Below are 20,543 nucleotides of genomic sequence, written 5' to 3' on the forward strand. Positions count from 1 at the left end.
TGATTTTACAGCGGTGATTCGTCGTGAATTCAGGCGGACTATACTGGCAGTAACATTTGACCCGTCCCTGTCAGGGAGCGTTTACCATGTCGACAGAAAGTGACCAGGCTAAAATAGAAAAAGACATTTGCGTTCATATATTTACCGCTTCGGCAGGGATGGTTGGAGTCTGCATTACGGTGATAGGGATTTTCCAGGTCGTTACCACGCTCAGAAAAGAAGATACGCTCGGGGATGACTTGCTGGCGGTCAATGCTTTTTTGTATTTGGTCACCACGCTCCTGTCGTACTGGGGTTTGCGATCGGGTGGAGTAAAACACCAGCCTCTGCTTGAGAAATGGATTGATATTTTATTTTTAATCGCCCTGACTTTCACCACCTGCATTGCAGGTTTGATCACCTGGGCGATGACTTTTACTTAAGCGCCTTCGCAGATTAAATCTGGGTCATGCCGCCATCGACAACCAGTTCGATGCCGGTGATAAAGCTGGCATCGTCTGAGGCCAGAAACGACATGGCTTTGGCCATCTCATCTGCACTGGCAGCACGGCCCAGCGGCGTTTTATCGGCTACTTGTTCCAGGTATTGGGTGATCGCTTCATCGTTCATGCCTAATTCAGACTTGTAGGCCGGTGTGATCACTACGCCTGGGGCGATGGCGTTCACACGGATGTTACGACCCTTAAGATCGGAGGCCGCGGTGCGAACAAAAGAACGAAGTGCAGCCTTCGTCGCCGCATACACCCCAAATGCTGGCATCCCCTGGTTGGCAGCTATCGAGCCAGTGACCACAATGGCACTTCCCTCGCCCATCAGTGGGAGCGTTTTTTGTAGGGTAAACAACGTGCCTTTAACATTGATGTTGAAGTACTTGTCGAATTGCGCCTCGGTGATGGACTCCAGAGCAGAAAATTCGCCTCCCCCTGCATTCGCAAAAAGCAGATCCAGACGACCGTGTGCCTCCCGGATGATGTCGACAATCCGATCCAAATCCGCCGCCACAGAAATATCGCCTTGAATAGCTGTAGCACCAGAACCTATCTGAGCAACAGCGCTGTCCAACTCGGTCTGACGGCGGCCCGTGATAATCACCGTGGCGCCTTCACGCGCTATACGGACGGCTGTAGCCAGACCGATACCTGAGCTTCCTCCGGTAACCAGCGCAATTTTTCCCTGATGTTTGGTGGCATGGATATTGGTGAGGTCTGAAATTTTCATGAACATTCTCCGCGAGTGATGTGGGTTGTCATTACGGAAATAACAATAGAACTAGCAGATTCAGGAATAAATAGCGTAAATTTGAATTCTTTATTCCGCTACAGAGATAATCAGCCGGGAGCTTTCTGCCATGGATCAACTTCAAGCCATACGTGCCTTTGCGCGGGTAGTAGAAACAGGCGGGTTCTCGCGAGCCGCGCAATCACTACAAATGCCCAATGCCACTTTGAGTAAATCCATTCAAGCGTTGGAAAAGCATCTTGGGGTAAAACTGCTTGAACGCAGCACTCGACGGGTCAGTGTCACCCGTGATGGCACAGCCTATTATGAACGCACTAAACATCTGCTCAGCGAGTTGGAAGATATCGATACCACGCTTGGGCGAGCCCAGGCAACGCCAAGAGGACGTCTACGGATTGAAACAGGTGGGACTGCCGCCAGCTTGCTGTTAATCCCTGCTCTTCCTGACTTTTGTGCCCGCTATCCTGATATTGAGCTGCAGGTCGGAGTCTCTGACCGTACTGTTGATGTGATTGGAGAAAACGTAGATGGCGCGATTCGCATTAGTGCGGCTGACGGGGCATTAATCTCCCGCAAGATCGGTTCATTTAGCTGGGCCACCTGTGCCAGCGTGGCTTATCTGGAGCGTTATGGAATTCCTCAGCATCCGCAGCAACTGATGAGTGAGGCGTTCCCGGTTGCAGGGTATTTTTCGTCGCAAAGCGGCATCTTATTGCCGTTGAAATTCAGCCATCAGGGGGAGTCACTGGAGATCACCCCTCCCTGCAAAGTGATGGTCAATGAGAGTAATGCCCACCTGGCGACCGCTCTTGCCGGTATCGGCCTGATTCACACGCTGGGTTTTATGGTTCGTCCAGCGATCGAAGCAGGCACGCTTGTGCCAGTCCTCGAGAATTGGCGGCCTGAGCCTGTCGACATCTATTTTAGCTATGCGCCAAGCCGCCAATTGAGTACCAAGGTCAGAGTCTTTGCTGACTGGGTGAAAGAACTGTTTGCACAAAATGCAGATACAGGCGGGAGTTAGCCTGTTCCCTCACGCACCAAAACCGCCATCAATTGTCAGTGCGGCGCCGGTGACCATGCTGGCTTCACTCCCTGCAATCCAGAACACCATTCCCGCGACTTCGCTGGCGTGGGCGTGCCTTTTGATGGCCATAAAGCTGTGCATCATTTCATTCATTGGCCCGTCTGACGGGTTCATATCGGTATCGGTCGGCCCGGGTTGCACGACGTTTACCGTGATTCCACGAGCGCCAAAATCCCTCGCCAGGCCTTTCGCCATACCCTGAACGGCGGCTTTACTGGCGCCATAGGCTGTTAAGCCCTCTACTGGAATGCGATCGGCATTGACCGAGCCAATGATGATAATGCGGCCGCCTTCCTTCATTTTTCTTGCGGCTTCAACGGCAGCGAAATAAGGCGCATGGACATTGATGACGAACAACCTTTCGATTTCATCGGCATCGATTTCCAGCGGGTCTCCGGCTGCCAGCACCCCAGCGTTGAACACCAGCACATCGAGTTCCCCTGCCTGGGAGATGGCATTCACCAGCTCGGCACGATTGGACACGTCTAGTTTGAGCATCTGGCTTTTTGTCTCCTGCGCGATGACCTCAGCCTTCTCCCGGGAACTGGCGTAAGTGAAAACCACCTCATCGCCCTGCTCAGCAAAACGGCGCACGATAGCTTCGCCAATACCGCGGCTGCCCCCAAGAATAAGAACCTTCCTGCCTGCCACTGCTTTATCGTTGTAATCAGTCATGGTCATTCCTCGTGATAGGGTGATAAATATCAGGATGTGGTCAGCTCCTGAATCAAGAGCTGGTAACGGAACAAACGGGTCTGCCTTGTTGACTAAATCCGTTTCTGCTGGCGCGTGAAGCGATAACAAAACTCAGCAGCAAAAGTATAAGCATTACCCAGCAAAACGAAGTGACTCCGCTGTGTTCAAGTAACATTCCCCCGGTGATGCCACCAGCAGCAATGGCACTGTTCCAGACCACCACATTCATCGATAACGCAATGTCAGCCCCTTCGCCTGCAGCATCAGCCAACGCGGTTTGCAGCAAGGTGGCAGCACCGCCAAAAGTGATGCCCCAAACAGCCACGCCACCATAAATCACCCCTGGCGAGGTTAAGGCTACAGCGAAAATCAATGAAACCAGGGCGAACACAGCCAGCGAAATCAACACAGCCAGACGAAGATGGCGATCGATAATCCTGCCGGTGATAAAGATGCCAACCAACGCGGCCAGGCCAAAAATCAGTAAAATCAGGCCGACTTTATTTTCCAGCCCCGCTGGCGAGACAAACGGGGCGATGTAGGTGTAAAGAATGTTGTGGGCCAGCATCCAGGTAAAAACCACCGCCAATACCGACCGGACACCGGGCGTCATGAAGACTTTCTTAAGGGGCATCTTTTGCTGGCTGGTCTGGCCGGCAAAGTCCGGCACGGCCAGTAAAACCCAGAGAATAAGCAGCACTGACAGTCCAGACATCACGGCAAACGTCATCCGCCATCCCAGCAAATTTCCCAGCCAGGTGCCCAGCGGCACACCCAGAGAAAGTGCGATCGGTGTGCCCACCATCGCCAGAGCCATCGCCTTGCCCTGCAAGGAAACAGGAACCATTCTGCGGGCATAGCCTGCCAGCAAGCTCCAGGCTAATCCGGCAGATGCGCCAGCCAGGAAACGCGCGGTTAAGGTCATCACGACATTGGTCGAGAGTGCGGTAAGCGTGTTGAACAGCAAAAATCCCACAATGGTGGTCAGTAAAACGCTTCTGCGCCGCCAGTTTCGGGTGGCGAGGGTCAGAGGAATAGCCGCAATCAGCGATCCCGCGGCATACGCCGTGACCATCTGACCGGCAAGCGACAGTGAAATAGTCAGTCCGGCGCTTATTTGCGGCAGCAGGCCTGCGGGAATGGTTTCGGTCACAATGCAGATAAAGCCGGTCATCGCTAATGCCAGCAGCGCCATGACCGGCATTTTCTCGTTTTGGGTCGGGTTCGCGACCTGGTGTTTATCAGCCAAACTGCCCTCTCTTTCAGGTGAAATTTAATATGTATCGTTCGGTATAGATATCCTGAGCGCGAGGCATTGTCAATTATTTATGTATCGATTAGTATATAACGCAGTTGAAAGGAGAAGTCGTATGAGAACGGGCAGACCAAGACAGTTTGATCGTGATGAAGCGGTTCGACAGGCAATGCACCTGTTCTGGGAAAGAGGGTTTGATTCAACCTCATTGAGTCAGCTTAAAGGTGCCATCGGTAACGGCATCACCGCACCCAGCTTTTACGCCGCATTTGGCTCAAAAGAGAAGTTATTTCAGGAGGCTGTCCAGTGCTATTTACAGTCGCATGGTCGCGTGACAGAAGCGTTATGGCATGACGATGTATTGCCGCGCGAAGCGATTGAATCTACCCTGCTGCGTTCGTCCAAAATGCAGTGTGAAGCCGATCATCCCAAAGGCTGCATGGTCACTCTGGGCCTGATGACAGTCAGTGCAAGCGAGCACAACTATCTGCTTCGTCCACTCGAAGAGTCGAGAGCACGGACTAGTGAAGGATTCATTCACTGCGTACAACGGGGTGTGTTGAGTGGAGAACTGCGGGCTGATATCTCAGCGAAAACTCTGGGGTTCACTTTCAGCAGCTTCCTGACCGGTATCTCTACGTTAGCACGTGATGGTGTGGCATATGAACAGATTGAACGCTCTGTCAGGCAAGTGATGCTGTTATGGGATGGCTCACTTCTTAACCCCAATCGGTAAAATTATCCGGCTCAGGAACATTCTCGCCGGATAATCTCAGCATAAGCCTCTTAACCCAGCTTAATCGCCATGCCGCCATCGACCGGCAGTTCATCGCTGGTGATATCACTCGCAGATACGCTAAAACGCAGGGAAAGAAACGGACTGCTGACAAGAACCGTTTTACCTACGGCGTCAATGGGACGATAGTGCATGGCAATGGCATCGATAAGGCCAATTCCAGCGACGATAACTGACCAGTATGAGAGAAAGATATGCCGCACATCCAGCCTGAAAAGGAAGAAACTGACCTTACTCACAGCGCCACTAAAGCCGCTGAGGCAACAGGTTTTTCATTGAAGCGAAAAGAAGTTAAACAGTTTTTCTCTGCCGTGGTGATCCTGCTGCTGATTATTCTGGTGGTGATGACCAAAGTGATGGTGGGAGGCGCAATTGATGAATATCACATCCCCTTAAATCAGTGGACAGCAGAGATGTATGTCACCCAGTGCTTTATGATCCTGGTCTATTCCATGGTTTTTACCGGACTGCTTTCTATTCCGTTGTGGTACTGGTTCCTTGGCGAAAGTGATGATAAACAAAGCTGAAGTGGGCAGATAAAAAAACACCGCGTTCAATTAAGAGATGCGGTGTTTTGCTATTTCAGTTCTGCCGGATAAATACATCAGCCATTGGCCGCTTTTTCACCAACGTAATACAGCGTCGCCTTGGCGGCTAACACATGTTGCTCATCATTACCCGGCTTGTGGGATTCCACATCGGTAATGTGATAACCAGCCGCACCCGCTTCCCTCGCTTTTTTCACGAACGCATCGTTTAACTCTTCCATTGAAGTCACCCAACTGACTTGTGTTACGCCCACTGGATGCAGGGAAGCAATCTCACGATGGGTTAAACCTGCGCGGATCAGTACCGGCTTAACGCTTTGTGGTGAAAATATAGATAAAACATCGTTAACGAGATCTTTCATGTTGTGACTCCTGAGTATTCCAGTGTAAAACCGGTAAAACGAAAAGGCGCCGACGCTTTCTAATTGAGAGTGGGTCGAAGGTGCCTTCTCAGTAATATCGGCGATTGCGCACTTCCGCTTAACTGCGCCGGTTGGTCTACTTAACGCCTTTTCTCGTTAATCGTTTTAGCTAAACTTGCTAAATAATTGTTAAGAAAAGTTCCGCCACAACTAACACAACATTAAAGAAGATATTTGCATCTGATTACATTTTCATCTCTTCTGACACGCTTTAAATGTTGAGCCCCTTTTAGGGCCGCCTGAATAAAGCCATGCTTCGGCCTTCCAACTCAAAATCCTTTTCTCGGGTGATCACCAGCCCGGGTTTAGCGGTTATTGACGTGGCCGTTGTCAGTTCAAGCACCCAGCCACCTTCTCCAAACTGCGGAATTTGAAACGGCACATTCCCCTCAAACGGGTTGAAGAGCATCAACACGTCATGCCAGATACCTTCTTCCGTGTGGAGATCCGGGCGGCCAAGATAGAGTCCAAGCGTTGAGCCTTCATCCCATTGCTCAGATTGCTGGAAGCCTCCGCCAGCGTTGAACCATTTGATCTCCATGCCATCACGCCAACTTTCCCTGCGCAGCAACGGCTGTTTAGCCCGAAGTTTAATCAGCTGACGAGTGAACTCGCGTAATTCCGCCCCCGTGTCTGGGACTCTGTCCCACTCTACCCAAGAAATTTCACTGTCCTGGCAGTAGCCATTATTGTTGCCCAACTGGCTGCGGCCAAACTCATCGCCAGCCAACAGCATCGGTGTGCCGTGGGAGAACAGAATAGTGGTAAGGAAATTACGCCGCTGTCTGTCGCGCACCGCGTTGATCGCTTCGTCAGTGGTTGGGCCTTCCGCGCCGTAATTGTACGATCGGTTATCATTATGGCCGTCGTTGTTGTCCTCGCCGTTGGCTTCATTTTGCTTTTCGTTGTAAGACGTCAGATCGTTCAGCGTGAAACCATCGTGTGCGGTGATGAAGTTGACGCTCGCCCAGGGACGGCGGCCCCGTAAATCGTATAAATCGCCTGAACCCAGCAAGCGCGCGGCAAAATCAGACGCTACGTTGTCACCTTTCCAGTATTCCCGCACCGTATCGCGGTACTTATCATTCCACTCCGCCCAGCCAGGTGGGAAACCGCCAACCTGATACCCACCCGGCCCAATATCCCAGGGTTCGCCAATCAGTTTCAGTTTCGACAGCACCGGATCCTGCATCATCGCATCAAAGAAACCGCTACGCTCATCGAACCCTTCCGGCTCGCGGCCAAGAATAGTGCCTAAATCGAAGCGAAAACCGTCGATATGCATCGATTCCGCCCAGTAACGCAGCGAGTCCATGATCATCTGCAGCACCCGAGGATGCGAGGTGTTTACCGTGTTACCTGTCCCGGTATCATTAATGTAATAGCGGTGTTGCTCGGGAAAAGTTCGGTAGTAAGAGTAATTGTCGATGCCCTTAAACGAGAGCGTCGGTCCAAGCTCGTTGCCCTCGGCGGTGTGGTTATACACCACGTCCAGAATCACCTCGATACCGGCATCGTGATAGGCCTTTACCATATCCCGGAAGCCCTGAATGCCATTTGGCCCGAAATAGCGACTGGCTGGCGAGAAGAAATTAAGCGTGTTGTAGCCCCAGAAATTCTTCAGCCCTTTCTCCAGCAGGTGCTGATCGTCCGGAAACCAGTGAACCGGCAACAGTTCAACAGTGGTGATGCCAAGGTTCTTGATGTAATCAACCGTTGCCTTGTGGCCCATCCCTTCATAGGTACCGCGAAGCTCTTGCGGCACGGCTGAATTTAGTTGGGTAAATCCCTTCACGTGCGTTTCGTATATCACCGTTTCCGGCCAGCTGATCACGGGACGGTTTTCATCCTGCCAGTTGAATTCGTCAGGATCGATGACTCGGCACTTAGGCGTGTACGGTGCGCTGTCCCTTTCGTCGAAGGTCAGGTCTTTGTCGTCATCATGCAGATTGTAGGCAAAGTGCGCTTCGTTCCACTCAATCTCGCCTGACAGCTCGCGGGCATAGGGATCGAGCAATAACTTATTGGGATTAAATCGATGGCCGTTTTCCGGATCATAAGGCCCATACACGCGATAGCCGTAAAGCGCACCGGCTTTGAGGTCGGGCACATAACCGTGCCAGACCTCATTGGTATATTCAGGCAGGTCCAGCCGGGTGATTTCGAACACGCCGGTAGGATCGTAAAGACAGAGTTCAACTCTGTCTGCATGGGCGGAGAACAGCGCGAAATTCACCCCCTTCCCGTCAAAATTAGCGCCAAGACGCAGGCTGTTACCCGCGGTGATCCCATAAGGTTTACCGTTCGACATGCCACTCTCCATTGCAAATAAGTCAATGTAACTGCGATTTATGGATTGTTGTATTCAATCAACCCAGAAGGATCACCGGGGTATAACACTCAACGTCTTCTAAATTGAACCGGCTGTTCAGGAACATTTCCTTACCGGTCAGAACAACGCGATAACGGCGATTCGCAAACTGAGCAGGCAGCGTCAGTACCGCGTTATTCCAGTAATGCTTAGGCTGCCCGGACAGGCTTTCAGCTACCTTCCCGAAAACCAGCCTTGGCAGGATCACCAGCACCGCATCAGCTCCGTCCATGCGGGCAAACGCCAGGATGTTCTCAGCCTGATGGCCTGTAACGTTCAGCGGCAGATAGTCACCTTTTCTGAATAAGGCGGGTTTATCCAGACGTAGATGCAGCAGCTGTGAAATAACCTGTTGTTTGAGTTTTCCACTACGCCAGTCGGCTTCCTCACAGGAAGAAGGCAACACGGGTTGTGCCGCCAGCTGCCTCTCCAGCAGCGTAAAATCAGGATCGCGTCGGTTATCAGGATCGACCAGGCTGAAATTCAACGCTTCGCTGCCCTGATAGATATCCGGTACGCCAGGGGCAATCAGCTTGATGACGGTCTGCGTGAGGCTGTTGACCAGGCCAGCGCGAATAAAGGGTTGCAGCGCCTGGTGAAAATCTTGCAGGAAGGGCTGATTTGCCGGTGAAAGCAAATGCCTGACATAATCGAATACCGCAGTCTCGTAAGGTTCGTTAGTCTCGGCCCAGTCTGTGCGCTGCTTCGCTTCCCGTAACGCTTTTTCTACAAACGCCAGGAAGCGTTCTTCGAGTGCTTTTAACCCTTTCACATCGTCAGGCTCAAGCGTGGCTGGCCAGACGCCAGCCAGCGCCTGGTAGAGCATCCACTCCACGGCGGGTTTCGGGGCCAGGCCATCCGCAAGCTGAACGACTTTGTCCCGGTTCATCTGCTGCCAGCGAGCAACGCACGCCTGCCAGATCTCCGGCGCTTCAGTTAGCGTATACAGTCTGGCGCGGGCATCTTCACCGCGTTTGGTGTCATGGGTCGAAGTGCTGGAGATTGCATCGGGTTGAAGCTGTAGCCGCTGCGCCATCTCCTGATGGAATCGCTCAGGCGTAAAAGTTCGCGGCAAAGGCTCCGCACCGACTTCGTTCAGCGCCAGCTCCATATGCTGACGGAAGAATAAGGTGTCTTCCACCGATTTGGCCATCAGCGGTCCGGTGAGCTGCTGGAAGCGGGTGCGGAACGTATCCGCCTCGTCAGCGGCCTGTGTCGAAACCTTGCCCGCCAGGATCCGGGTGAGGAAATCCACCGCATCACGGTCCGGCACGTTATCGCCGGTTTTCACCTCTCGGGCAACCTGATGCAGCATGTCACTGCCTTCCTCGGGAAGACCTTCTTCAGTGCCATAAGTACGGTAGACCGGGAAGGCAATCAGCAATTCGCGAAGCGCCTCCCGTCCCGTTTCCTCATCCAGTACGGTGTTCTCTTTGCTGGCGATCTCGGTAGCCAGCGTCAACAAGGTGCTGAATTCACCAGCGAAATTTCTGTCAGCCATCAGTAACTTGGCGGCCCGCAGCTCCGCTTCCATATCGACCTGCCTGCCAATGACTCGCTCATAGGCTTTACGTAAAGTGCCGATCTTCCTGCCATCGACCAGCGCATCGGAGAGTGAAGCAATAAACTCATAACCGGTGGTGCCAGAAATCGGCCAGTCTGCAGGGATGACCTCGCCCTCACCCAAAATTTTCTCCACGGTGAGATAACAGTCCGGGCCTGCCTGCTGGCGCAGCAGGTCAAGATACCCTTTCGGGTCGGCAAGACCATCAACATGGTCAACCCTGAGCCCCTCGACAGCGCCAGTATGAACCAGCTCAAGGATCAGCCTGTGCGTGTCATCAAACACGGCCCGATCTTCAACCCGTACGCCAGCAAGCCCGGTGATTTCGAAGAACCGGCGATAGGAAAGCTCGTCCGGCGCATCCCGCCACGACATCAGCCGCCAGGGCTGGCGTTCATGCAGTTCGGCAATCTCCGATTTGTCGCTCAGCTGCAGGATCTCCTGCTCTTTCCCCTGCCAGCTTTCCGGCGTTAACGGATAAAAACTCTCGAAGTAGGCCATTGTCGGGCGGCCCGTAGCGGGATCTGGCTGGATACTGATGTCACCGTTCTCTAATGCGATGTCAAAGGTGTCACCAAGGAAAGGTAATGTCAGGCGCCGCGACCAGTCGATATCGAAATACCGCGCATAGCGGCTGTTTTGTCCCTGCTCGATAACCTCTCGCCACCAGGGATTTTCCAGTGACGCCGCCATATGGTTGGGCACGATGTCCAGGATCAAGCCGAGGCCTGCCTCTTTTAAGGTTCTGACCAGGTGATCAAAGCCTTCACGACCGCCAATTGCCGGGTCTATTTCGTTGGCATCAGTCATGTCATAACCGTGCGTTGACCCGGCTGTCGCGGTAAAAATGGGCGAAGCGTACAGATGGCTGATGCCAAGCCGCTGCAAATAAGGCACCAGAGTGGCAGCGCGATCGAAGGTCATGCCGTTACGGAACTGAATCCGGTAGGTCGCTGTTGGAATAGTCATTTCCCCTCTCCCGAGGCCAGACGGACAAGGATGGAATTTTGTGAGAGCACGGTTTCTTCCGCAGGCCAGGCAAAGATCGTTTTACCAGGCATGTCGGGAAGCGGCTGGTCTGCCTCAGCGATATTCAGGGCCAGCGACAGCGTGCCGTCAGGGAAAGTCCAGCTGACGGCGAGAAAGCCTTCCGCTGTCTTCAGCACTTTACCGCTTTTGCCGCCTGCGTTAGCCAGCAACGGCACAATATAGCGCTGCCGCAGCGCCAACAGCTCTTTGGTCTGCGCCAACCACTGCTTGCCTTCCTCGCTGGCTGGCTTACCCCAGTCAAGCGTCGACATCACAAAGGTTTGTTTGTCATTGGGATCGGGAACGTGGGTGCCTTCATGCCCGGCATGGCCTGCAAACTCCCTGGCGCGCCCTTCACGCACGGCTTTAGCCAGCTCGCCATGGAAATCGGTGAAGAACAGGAAGGGATTCGTTTCGCCGTACTCTTCGCCCATAAACAAAAGCGGGATGTGCGGAGAGAGCAGCAACATTGCCAGCAGAGCTTTGGTGCGTTCGGCTCCAGCCAACTCAATCAATCTTTCACCCAGCGCCCGGTTACCGATCTGATCGTGGTTCTGGATAAAATCAATGAAGGTCACCGGCGGCTGATCCACGCTGATAACACCCCTTTTCTCCCCGGACTGCGGGGCAACCTCGCCCTGATAAGCAAAACCTTCAGTCAGCGTGCGGGCTACCAGTTTTTCCGGCTCGCGGGCAAAATCCTGATAATAGGCATGCGTTTCGCCGGTGGCAAAAACATGGACGGCATTGTGAAAGTCATCGTTCCATTCGGCGGTGAATAACGGTGCTGAACCGTCAGCATCTCGGGGATGAAGAAAGGTCACGTTGCGGCAGTCTTCGGTCGAAAGGTGGATTTGGCGGTCGGGGAATTCCCGGCGGATGCGTTCGGCAATGTCAATCAACGCATGTTTTTCAGAGCTGTCTTCAATCTGGTCGATAGCATCAAACCGCAGGCCATCAAGAAAATACTCTTTCAGCCAGAACAGAGGCGCTTCAACCATATAACTGCGGGCAGCGGCCACATCATAAGCGATGCCTGCGCCCCAGGGCGTCATCCGCTCTTTATGGAAGAAGTCCGGTGACAGCAGCGGCAGGTAATTGCCTTCGGGCCCGAAATGGTTGAGAACGATATCAAGCACCACCGAAATCCCCAGTTTGTGGGCGGTGTCGACAAAGGCTTTGAAATCATCAGGTGAACCGTAGGCAGAATGCGGAGCGTAAAGCAGCACGCCATCATAACCCCAACCACGATCGCCACCGAACTGTGAGAGCGGCAATACCTCAATCATGGTGATGCCGAGGTCGGCGAGATAAGGCAGTTTTTCGCTAGCAGACGCAAAAGTCCCTTCCGGCGTGAAGGTGCCAATGTGCAACTCATAAACCACGCTTTCGGCCCAGGGACGGCCTTTCCAGTCGGTGTTTTGCCAACGGTAATGCTCAGGATCGACCACCAGTGAGGGGCCATTCACGTCTGACTTTTGCGCCCGTGCAGCGGGATCTGGCACGGTCATGCCGTTGGCGAGGACAAAGTGATACGCGGCACCGGCTGCAACGCCGGAGGCCAGATGCTCAAACCATCCTTCGCCAGCGGGCGTCATCTCAATGTCTTTACCCTCAAGCCTGAGGATCACGCTCTTTTGTCCGGTAGCCCACAAACGAAAGCGGACTTCTCCGTCACCTACGATCTCACTACCCCAACATTTTTTAAAGGATTTGGACGCCATTCGTTTCCCTCATTTAAGCCATCAATGGAAAAAGCCAACATTCCTGGAGAAGAAAAAATGCAGTGGAGCCCAGATCTCTGTCACGCTTTAAAAAAATAATCATAGTCCAAGAATTCAGCACTGATGGCCTCTGGGGAAAACTTTCACCCTGTCAAAGGCCTTGAAATGCAGGCGCTGCCAGCAAAGCTGAATGGAGTTGCTCGCCAGTAAAGACCAGATAACCTCTTAGTGCCGAAATAACACCTCTCAAGCTGAATCGAGTTCAATCTCAAATCCGTATACCCCACCGGAGTCACACCTTCCCAATGAACAGTAAAATAATTCTCAAGTTTTCGTGATGGAAATCTACTTTCAGCCGCCTTTTTCAGTGAATTTGCCTTCTGGTGACCCTCTTCACATTTTTAACGGCCACAGCTTTGTACTCTCGTTGTGTTTTCAGCTAAATCAATTCAGCAAAAAGGTAGATAATAATGAAAAAACGTACCCTGGCCCTCGCAATCCTCACCTTAATCAGTACCCATGTCTCGGCAAAAAGTTGGGTGCTGACGGACACAACCACCAGTACTGAAAAGGGAAACTGGAAGGTCACCAATGCCGAGCTGAAATATGGCGGCGAGAACTTCAGCATCGAGCAACAGGTGCTGCACGGCGGCAAGCAGGAAGGATCTAAAATCATCACGCTGACCAGTGCCAACGGCCTGACTATCACGCTAAGCCCCACCAGAGGGATGGATTTACTGCATGTACAAGGACATGGCGTGCGTTTGGGGTGGGATTCGCCGGTTAATGAAGTGGTTAACCCTGCTTATATGAATCTGGAGAGCCGCAACGGGCTGGGCTGGCTGGAAGGCTTCAATGAAATGATGGTGCGGTGTGGCTTTGAATGGACCGGCCACCCGGTAACGAAAGACGGCGTCATTTATACCCTGCATGGCAAGGCCGGAAATACACCAGCGTCAAAAGTTGAAATTACTGTGGATGATCAGGCCCCACACCAAATCCGCATCAGGGGTTTGCTGAAGGAACACACTTTCAAGAAAGCCAACCTGGAGACCTGGACAGAACTCCGTTATACGCCAGGCAGTGACTCCTTCACCGTGCATGACGTGCTGACTAATCAGGCGGATTATCCGCACGACTACCAGATCATTTATCACAGCAACTTTGGCACGCCGATCCTGGAGAAGAATGCCCGCTTTATTGCGCCCCTTGAGTCGGTATCCCCGTTTAATGACTATGCCAAAAAAGGTCTTGATGGCTGGTCAACCTATGGCGCCCCAACCAAAGACTTTGATGAAATGGTATTTAACCTGAAACCAAAGGCGGACAAAGAGGGTAAAACGGTCGCGGCTGTGATTAACAGTAAGGGGGATAAAGGCGCGGCAATCGAGTTCGACACCCATCAACTGCCGCTGCTGACCATGTGGAAAAATACCGACACGCTGAAACAGGGATATGTCACCGGCATAGAACCCGGCACTAACTACGCTTATCCGGTCACTATTGAGAAAGAACAGGGACGGGTTAAGCAGTTGCAGCCTGGCCAGAGTACAGAGTTCACCCTCACCTATTCCTTGCTGAAAGATGCGGCGGCCGTACAGAAAGTGGAACAGCGGGTCAAAATGCTGCAGGGCGACGAACCGGCCAAAATTGATGAGAAACCTATTGCCGTTGAGTGATGCGCGTGAAACCGGACTGAATAATTAATCCTTCACTGGCGGCTCTCCCCGACTGTTTCCGGTTGGAAAGCCGCCTGCAATTCCCCTTTTATTCGCTGACCAGCGCTACAGTTTTTGGCACGACTTCTTTGGGCTCGCTGCGGCGGGCTTTTAAGGTGATTAACGTCAGCTCTGAAGGCCGTCCAAGCCTCAGCGCCATGCCTGGCCAGAGCCCTGTGCCGTTATTCACGTACAGCGTCATGCCTTCCACGTCATAAAACCCTGAGACAAATCCGCCATTGGCCGGGGCAAAGAATCGGTCCAGGCCAGAAATCAATCCCCCGTGCGTATGACCGGACAACTGGAGCTGAACACCTCGGGCAGCATTCTGCCGTGCATTTCTTGGTTGATGATCCAGTAGGATGACAGGCGCCCCTGCCGGGGCATTTTTAAGTGCCTGATCCAGATCGGAAGGCGTGGCAGAGCGGTTACTGGCGGAAAGATCGTTCACGCCGGCCACCAGTAATTTCGCCCCTTTCCGCTCAATGACCGCATGACTGTTAGGCAGGGATTTCATCCCCAGTTGGATCAGGTGCTCAGTCCATTTTTTCTGCTCAAAGAAATACTCATGATTCCCGGTGATCACAAACACGCCATCCGGCGCGGTGAGGTCGCGCAGCGGTTCTACATCCTCGCGGCGATTAGCAACGGTGCCATCAATCACATCGCCCGTTATCGCAATCAGATCGGCGCCCAGTCCGTTGGCCTTTTTGACCACCGCAGTCGACCAGGATGCCGGGAACAACCGGCTGATATGCATATCCGTCAGCTGCACAATCTTATAGCCCTCAAACTCCGGCGGAAGACCGCTAATCTCCACGGTGATGTTTTTGACTGGCGGGACGCGTATCGCCTGATGTACCCCGTAAGCCGACAGCAGCACGGCAATCAGGCCGATGCTGTAGCGATAGCCCGGCAGAATGTCGATTTTGTGCTGAACGATCAGCGCAATCAGCGCTACCGCATCGGTGACGAGTTGCATCAGCGCAATCAGGAAGATGGCGCAGAAGGCCCAGTTAAACAAAATGACGACGAAGCGAGGCATTTCCGGCGCAAACACGCTTCCGGAGGAAAAGCGGCAGAAAAGATGGTACTGAGAAGCGATTAGCAGCAAAAGGGCCGCTGCCAGCCTGACAGTCAGTGGCCAGGGCATCGGGCCGATAAAACGGGTGATGACGTACAGCGAAGGTAAACTGAAAATCAGGTGAAACATGAAACTGCTCCTCAATGAAATGCGGTGCCAGTGATGCCGGCAGGAAAACAGGGCGGCGGCCGGATGAATCAGACTACGCGACAATCTGAGGAATAACAGTACCGGCCGTGCTCAGAACCCTGAAACATTTCTCTGCTGGCAACCGTTGCCAACGCGTTTTAAGGTAGGAGACATCTTAATGACTGAACAGGATCAAGCTATGCGCATTCTGGTAGTGGGTGCCGGAGCAACCGGCGGCTATTTTGGAGGACGTCTGGCTCAGGCCGGTCGTGATGTGACTTTTCTGGTGCGGGAACGTCGGCTGCAACAACTGCAGCAAAACGGGCTGGTTTTACAAACGCCAAAGGGAACAGAAACGCTCCATCCGCAGTTAACCCAGGCCAGCACGTTGAGTGGGCGGGTTGATTTGATCATTCTGACGGTCAAAAGCTTTGCTCTTAAACAGGCAATCAGTGATATTGCTCCGGCTGTGGGACCCGAAACACTGATTATGCCGATCCTTAATGGGATGCGTCATATCGATACCCTGCGCACCCGCTTTGGGCCGAATAAGGTGATTGGCGGTCTGTGCAAGATTAACGCCATGCTGGGGCCAAAGGGCGAAGTGGTGCAGATGACACCGCTGCATCAGATTTTTTACGGCGCTTTGGATGGCAATAACGACCAGCGTTTGCAAAAGGTAGATGCCGCGTTGAGCAACTGTGGCATTGACACCTTTTTAAGCGATGACATTATCAGTGAGCTGTGGGAGAAATGGTTGCTGCTAAGCACGCTGGGCGCGGTAACTTGCCTGGCCCGTGGCAATACTCAGCAGATCCTCACTTCACAAGGTGGAGAAGCGCTGTTGCAAGGGCTCTTCAGTGAGGTCCTTGCAGTGATAAGTGCCGATGGTTATCACCCTCGCCCGGCGGTCACCTCGAAGATTTATGCCCTACTCAGTAACCCTGACACGCCGATGACGTCTTCAATGTACCGGGATTTGAGCCAGGGCTATGACATTGAGTCAGATCAGGTGATCGGCGATTTGCTGCAGCGCGCGGCAAAGAATAGCGTAAGCGCCCCGCTGTTGAATGCCGTTTACGTCAATTTGCAGGTTTATATGCAGGCCCGTTAATGCCCTGAGCATCCCTGAGCGGTCAGGACAGTCTGCTTATTAGGCTGTTCTGGCGGGGATTGCTTAGGCTGCTGGGGCAATCAGGCTTTGGCCTGACCGGTTAGCCAGTATTTCTTATATTTGGCTGGTGGAATACCCACCATATTATTAAAGATGCGGTGGAAGTTATTCACATTGTCGTAGCCAACCGCATTTGCAACTTCCGTTACGCCAAGCGCCGTACTGAGTAATAAAGATTGAGCTTCACCAATTCTGCGGCGGGTTTGGTAATGTTTGGGGGAATAGCCAGAGAAATCTTTAAAAACATGGGCCAGATAAAACTGATTCATGTTGATTGCCGCCGTTATCGATTTCAGATCGATATCCTCTTTGTAATGATCGTCAATATAATCTTTGATGCGTTGCCCCAGTAACACTTCGGAAGTGTCATGAATCGGTGTGTTTTCAATCCAGATAGTGCGGCAAAGCAGCAGTAAGACGTTCAGCAAATTGTTGCCGATTTCCGCGCCATGCAATTTTTTAGTGCTGACGTGTCGCCACATTTGTTCGAAAAGATGGCGAATTTCTGCATATAACTCACCGCTTGGCATGACGGCAATCTGAGCGCGCGCAGTGAGGAAATTGAGGGGTAACCCTTCAAATTTCAATTGCTCCACGCCGCAACTGAACAACAAAAGCTCGTCCGAAGCATGCGGATTCTCATCATGCAACACGCCTACATTAAACAGCATCAAGTCGCCCCGTTTAACCTCGTAACCTCGCCCATCAATGTTATAGGTTCCGGTTCCGTCAACCACAAACATCAGTTCAAAACGCTCGTCATGCTTGTGCATGATCCTCGGCGTAGCCGCTTCTTTTCCTTCGTGCTTGCACATGAACATCAGCCGGGGCCGACAGTCCCTGGCAAACCCACCTGAGGAATGATGTGGGTTACTGCAAAAAGTGAGCATAAAACCTCCGCTGAGTTTGCCGTTATTTTTACCGCGTTGTGTGCTGGCGTAATCCTCAATTTTGCTTTTTTGGCAAAACTAAACAACTGATTTTAAACATTCAAGCGAAAGATTTTACACCTCGGACGGCACATTATTGTTATCACCACTAAAACCCAGCAGACGATGATGATCGCCGTCACATTTTTCCCTGAGCAAAGCGTTTTGGTAGCGGTAACCTGAAAACGCCATAACCTTACTTTTAGTAAGGGCTGGATGGCTGTTTTCAATAATTATCATCAAAATGAACCCACCTGATTTCTGTATTACAGGCAAGAGAGTAGCGAGCTTAATTAAATTGGCAGGCGGCAGTAAAGCCTGACAGGCTAAATACTGAATACATCAGTACCTCCACTAATTATTCCTTTTTTTGCCCTTTTTTTACTTCTCTTCATTCTTGCTATGTCAACGAAACAAATTCTCTTTGAGATCGGCATCACTCTAAGTTCGATTTTTGCATCCAGAGTTATGATCTTCAGCACAGTATTAAGTCGACTCTTTACCTGCCCGTAGTTTTCCTTAATCACTTTGTTATAACGTTGGTGTGCCAGTAAAGGATTTAATGAAGATCAATGTCAGTTGGATAATAATTAATTTTCTTTCATTCACGCAATTACTCATATCGTGACGTTTTTCTGCTGGCTAACTTTCCGCCTCAGTCTCGTGGATAACTGCCAGAAAAGAGTGGCTATTCATTTCTATTTTAACTACTCACCTTCGATGAGGTCAAAATGACTGTAAATATCGGATTGATTGGTCTTGGTATGATTGGCCGGGATCACCTCAAGCGTTTTAATAATGTCATTACCGGCGCTAAAGTGACGGCGGTCTGCGATATCAACCACGATGTAGCTAATAGCCTGGCCAGTGAATTCGGCGCAACGGCTTTTTATGACGCCGATGAACTGATTCATTCCGATCGGGTGGATGCGGTGTTTATCTGCTCTATCGGCCCGGTACATAATGCCCAGATACTTTCTGCGTTTAAAGCTGACAAACCGGTGTTCTGTGAAAAGCCCCTTACCCCTACAGCCCAGGAGTCAAAGGAGATCATCGCAGCGGAAGTCAAAGCCGGTAAACGACGGCTGCAACTGGGTTTTATGCGCCGCTTCGACCCCGGTTATCAGGCGTTGAAACAAACCCTTCAATCCGGGGAGCTGGGCGAAGTTCTGCTGATGCACTGCGCGCACCGAAATCCATCGGTGCCCGAGAGCTATACGCTTGAAATGGCAGTGAACGATTCCGCCACGCATGAGATCGACATCATTCGCTATCTGTTGGAAGAAAACGTCGTCTCTGTGCGTGTGGACAAACCGCGCAAGAAAACCAGCCGTGCTTATCCTCACTTGCAAGATCCGCTGATCGTGATCTTTGAAACTGAATCTGGCGTACGCATTGATGATGAGCTGTTTGTTAACTGTCATTACGGCTACGACATTCAGTGCGAAGTAATAGGAGAAAACGCTATTGCCGGGCTGACAGAACAGGCTTTTACCTACACCCGCACCCAAGCCGGCGCCGGACGCCATATTGCCCAGAGTTGTATGGAAAGATTCACCACGGCTTACGATCGTGAAGTACAAAACTTCGTCGACAACATTGCCAACAACGTTGAGATGACCGGCCCCTCCAGCTGGGATGGGTATGTGGTGGCGCTGGTCTGTGATGCAGGATTAGCTTCGCTTAAGGACGGGGAAAAGCATGCAGTAGTGATTCCTGAGCGTCCATCGCTGTATCTCGGGTAAAGCTCAATAAAACCTAAGTGAACAATTTAACGAATTCTGTGGCTCTGACACTGATTAAGGACATGTTATGAAACTCGCCCTGTGTACCGACGTTCTGGCAGATTTATCGTTTGAAAAGATGCTGGATAAAGTGAAAGGCTATGGCATTACCGGCGTTGAAATGACGGCTGGCGGCTGGTCGCCCTGCCCGCATGTGGATACCGAAGCGTTGCTCTCCTCAGCGGAAAAATTAGACCAGTTTCGTAAAGCGCTCTCCAGCAGAGAAATGGAAATCGTTGCACTGAACTGTTCAGGTAACCCATTAGCGCCTGGTGAGCTGGGTGAACAGCACAGCAAAAGCAGTTACCGCACGGTAGAACTGGCGGGAAAGCTGGGCGTTAAAAAAATCGTCATGATGAGCGGCCTGCCTGGTGGCGGCCCGGAAGATCGTATTCCTAATTGGATCACCTCCACGGTTTCCTGGCCTGGCTATATGCCTGGCGTCATTGACTATCAGTGGAACAAGGTGGCGATCCCCTGGTGGAAGAAGTTTGTCGTCCATGCAAGAGAGCACGGTATTGAGCAGATTGCGATCGAAGAGTTCCCCTGCCAGCTGGTGTTTAACCCTTCCACCTTATTGCGTCTGCGGGAGGCGGTTGGCGAGATGATCGGAATGAATCTCGACCCCTCGCACCTGATTGCCATGGGCGCAGATCCTATTGCTGCGGCGCGTAAACTGGAAGGTGCGGTTTACCATGTTCATGGCAAAGATGCCCGAATCGAGCGCGGTCTGGCCGACATAGATGGCCTGTTGGACTATCAGCCGGTAACGAACACGAAAACCCGCAGCTGGAATTATGTCGCCGTAGGCTGTGGGCAGGATTTGCGCTGGTGGAAAGAGTTCTTCTCGGTGCTGCGCATGACCGGCTACGACGGTTATGTGTCGTTGGAAATGGAAGATCTGACCATGAGCGTAGAGGCCGGGTTACAAACGTCGATAGATGCCCTGAACGCAACGCTTAGCCGCTAAAGGCAACGTTATCAGAGAAAAGGC

19 protein-coding genes are annotated in these 20,543 nt (G+C 52.1%); 8 read left to right on the forward strand and 11 right to left on the reverse strand.

The window, feature by feature from the left end; translation table 11 throughout:
- Positions 1–86: 86 nt before the first annotated feature.
- Positions 87–422 (forward strand): hypothetical protein, encoded by a 336-nt coding sequence (locus WCC56_RS12385; RefSeq protein WP_424692654.1) that lies wholly within the window; start codon positions 87–89, stop codon positions 420–422.
- Positions 423–435: 13 nt separating this feature from the next.
- On the opposite strand, the gene WCC56_RS12390 is transcribed toward WCC56_RS12385, so the two are convergent.
- Positions 436–1,218 (reverse strand): SDR family oxidoreductase, encoded by a 783-nt coding sequence (locus tag WCC56_RS12390; protein ID WP_424692655.1) that lies wholly within the window; start codon positions 1,216–1,218, stop codon positions 436–438.
- A 130-nt stretch (positions 1,219–1,348) separates the two neighbouring features.
- Between WCC56_RS12390 and WCC56_RS12395 the strand changes: the two genes are divergently transcribed.
- Positions 1,349–2,263 (forward strand): LysR substrate-binding domain-containing protein, encoded by a 915-nt coding sequence (locus WCC56_RS12395; RefSeq protein WP_424692656.1) that lies wholly within the window; start codon positions 1,349–1,351, stop codon positions 2,261–2,263.
- Positions 2,264–2,272: 9 nt separating this feature from the next.
- Here the strand turns inward: WCC56_RS12395 and bdcA are convergent, their stop codons facing one another.
- Both bdcA and WCC56_RS12405 read right to left on the reverse strand, forming a co-directional pair.
- Entirely contained in the window at positions 2,273–3,001 is a 729-nt protein-coding gene (bdcA, locus tag WCC56_RS12400; RefSeq protein WP_424692657.1) for an SDR family oxidoreductase, read from the reverse strand.
- A 52-nt stretch (positions 3,002–3,053) separates the two neighbouring features.
- Complete coding sequence (locus tag WCC56_RS12405) at positions 3,054–4,226, reverse strand: MFS transporter (RefSeq protein ID WP_424692687.1); 1,173 nt, start codon at positions 4,224–4,226, stop codon at positions 3,054–3,056.
- A gap of 166 nt (positions 4,227–4,392) precedes the next feature.
- Between WCC56_RS12405 and WCC56_RS12410 the strand changes: the two genes are divergently transcribed.
- Entirely contained in the window at positions 4,393–5,013 is a 621-nt protein-coding gene (locus WCC56_RS12410; RefSeq protein ID WP_424692658.1) for a TetR/AcrR family transcriptional regulator, read from the forward strand.
- Between the two features lie 50 nt (positions 5,014–5,063).
- Here WCC56_RS12410 and WCC56_RS12415 read toward each other — a convergent pair whose 3' ends face one another.
- Entirely contained in the window at positions 5,064–5,312 is a 249-nt protein-coding gene (locus tag WCC56_RS12415; protein WP_424692659.1) for a hypothetical protein, read from the reverse strand.
- 36 nt (positions 5,313–5,348) lie between these two features.
- Here WCC56_RS12415 and WCC56_RS12420 point away from each other — a divergent pair, with 36 nt between their 5' ends.
- On the forward strand, positions 5,349–5,600 hold the full coding sequence (locus tag WCC56_RS12420) for a DUF2534 family protein (RefSeq protein WP_424692660.1): 252 nt from the start codon (positions 5,349–5,351) through the stop codon (positions 5,598–5,600).
- Between the two features lie 77 nt (positions 5,601–5,677).
- Here WCC56_RS12420 and WCC56_RS12425 read toward each other — a convergent pair whose 3' ends face one another.
- The 4 genes from WCC56_RS12425 to treZ all read right to left on the reverse strand — a co-directional run bounded on the left by WCC56_RS12425 (position 5,678) and on the right by treZ (position 12,731).
- The gene (locus tag WCC56_RS12425) at positions 5,678–5,983 is read right to left on the reverse strand and encodes a DUF1471 domain-containing protein (protein WP_424692661.1); all 306 of its coding nucleotides are present in this window, start codon (positions 5,981–5,983) and stop codon (positions 5,678–5,680) included.
- A gap of 289 nt (positions 5,984–6,272) precedes the next feature.
- Positions 6,273–8,354: a glycogen debranching protein GlgX gene (gene glgX, locus WCC56_RS12430; RefSeq protein ID WP_424692662.1), complete on the reverse strand. Its 2,082-nt coding sequence runs from the start codon at positions 8,352–8,354 to the stop codon at positions 6,273–6,275.
- A 58-nt stretch (positions 8,355–8,412) separates the two neighbouring features.
- Positions 8,413–10,947, reverse strand: coding sequence for a malto-oligosyltrehalose synthase (gene treY, locus WCC56_RS12435; protein WP_424692663.1), 2,535 nt, complete (start codon positions 10,945–10,947; stop codon positions 8,413–8,415).
- Positions 10,944–12,731 carry a malto-oligosyltrehalose trehalohydrolase gene (gene treZ, locus WCC56_RS12440; RefSeq protein ID WP_424692664.1) on the reverse strand — a complete coding sequence of 596 codons (1,788 nt, stop codon included), beginning with the start codon at positions 12,729–12,731 and terminating at the stop codon, positions 10,944–10,946. The genes treY and treZ overlap by 4 nt, the downstream gene beginning before the upstream one ends.
- Positions 12,732–13,201: 470 nt before the next feature.
- Here treZ and WCC56_RS12445 point away from each other — a divergent pair, with 470 nt between their 5' ends.
- Entirely contained in the window at positions 13,202–14,410 is a 1,209-nt protein-coding gene (locus WCC56_RS12445; protein ID WP_424692665.1) for an aldose 1-epimerase family protein, read from the forward strand.
- An 88-nt stretch (positions 14,411–14,498) separates the two neighbouring features.
- Here the strand turns inward: WCC56_RS12445 and WCC56_RS12450 are convergent, their stop codons facing one another.
- Positions 14,499–15,662 carry a metallophosphoesterase gene (locus WCC56_RS12450; RefSeq protein ID WP_424692666.1) on the reverse strand — a complete coding sequence of 388 codons (1,164 nt, stop codon included), beginning with the start codon at positions 15,660–15,662 and terminating at the stop codon, positions 14,499–14,501.
- Between the two features lie 199 nt (positions 15,663–15,861).
- Between WCC56_RS12450 and WCC56_RS12455 the strand changes: the two genes are divergently transcribed.
- Positions 15,862–16,776 carry a ketopantoate reductase family protein gene (locus WCC56_RS12455; protein ID WP_424692688.1) on the forward strand — a complete coding sequence of 305 codons (915 nt, stop codon included), beginning with the start codon at positions 15,862–15,864 and terminating at the stop codon, positions 16,774–16,776.
- Between the two features lie 80 nt (positions 16,777–16,856).
- Here WCC56_RS12455 and WCC56_RS12460 read toward each other — a convergent pair whose 3' ends face one another.
- Entirely contained in the window at positions 16,857–17,651 is a 795-nt protein-coding gene (locus WCC56_RS12460; RefSeq protein ID WP_424692667.1) for an AraC family transcriptional regulator, read from the reverse strand.
- A gap of 189 nt (positions 17,652–17,840) precedes the next feature.
- On the reverse strand, positions 17,841–18,005 hold the full coding sequence (locus tag WCC56_RS12465) for a hypothetical protein (protein WP_424692668.1): 165 nt from the start codon (positions 18,003–18,005) through the stop codon (positions 17,841–17,843).
- Between the two features lie 491 nt (positions 18,006–18,496).
- Between WCC56_RS12465 and WCC56_RS12470 the strand changes: the two genes are divergently transcribed.
- Both WCC56_RS12470 and WCC56_RS12475 read left to right on the forward strand, forming a co-directional pair.
- Entirely contained in the window at positions 18,497–19,510 is a 1,014-nt protein-coding gene (locus WCC56_RS12470; protein WP_424692669.1) for a Gfo/Idh/MocA family protein, read from the forward strand.
- A 67-nt stretch (positions 19,511–19,577) separates the two neighbouring features.
- Positions 19,578–20,519 carry a sugar phosphate isomerase/epimerase family protein gene (locus WCC56_RS12475; protein WP_424692670.1) on the forward strand — a complete coding sequence of 314 codons (942 nt, stop codon included), beginning with the start codon at positions 19,578–19,580 and terminating at the stop codon, positions 20,517–20,519.
- The last annotated feature ends 24 nt before the right edge of the window (positions 20,520–20,543 follow it).

The organism is Erwinia sp. (assembly GCF_049696395.1).
In the GTDB taxonomy this organism is placed as follows: Bacteria; Pseudomonadota; Gammaproteobacteria; order Enterobacterales; family Enterobacteriaceae; genus Erwinia.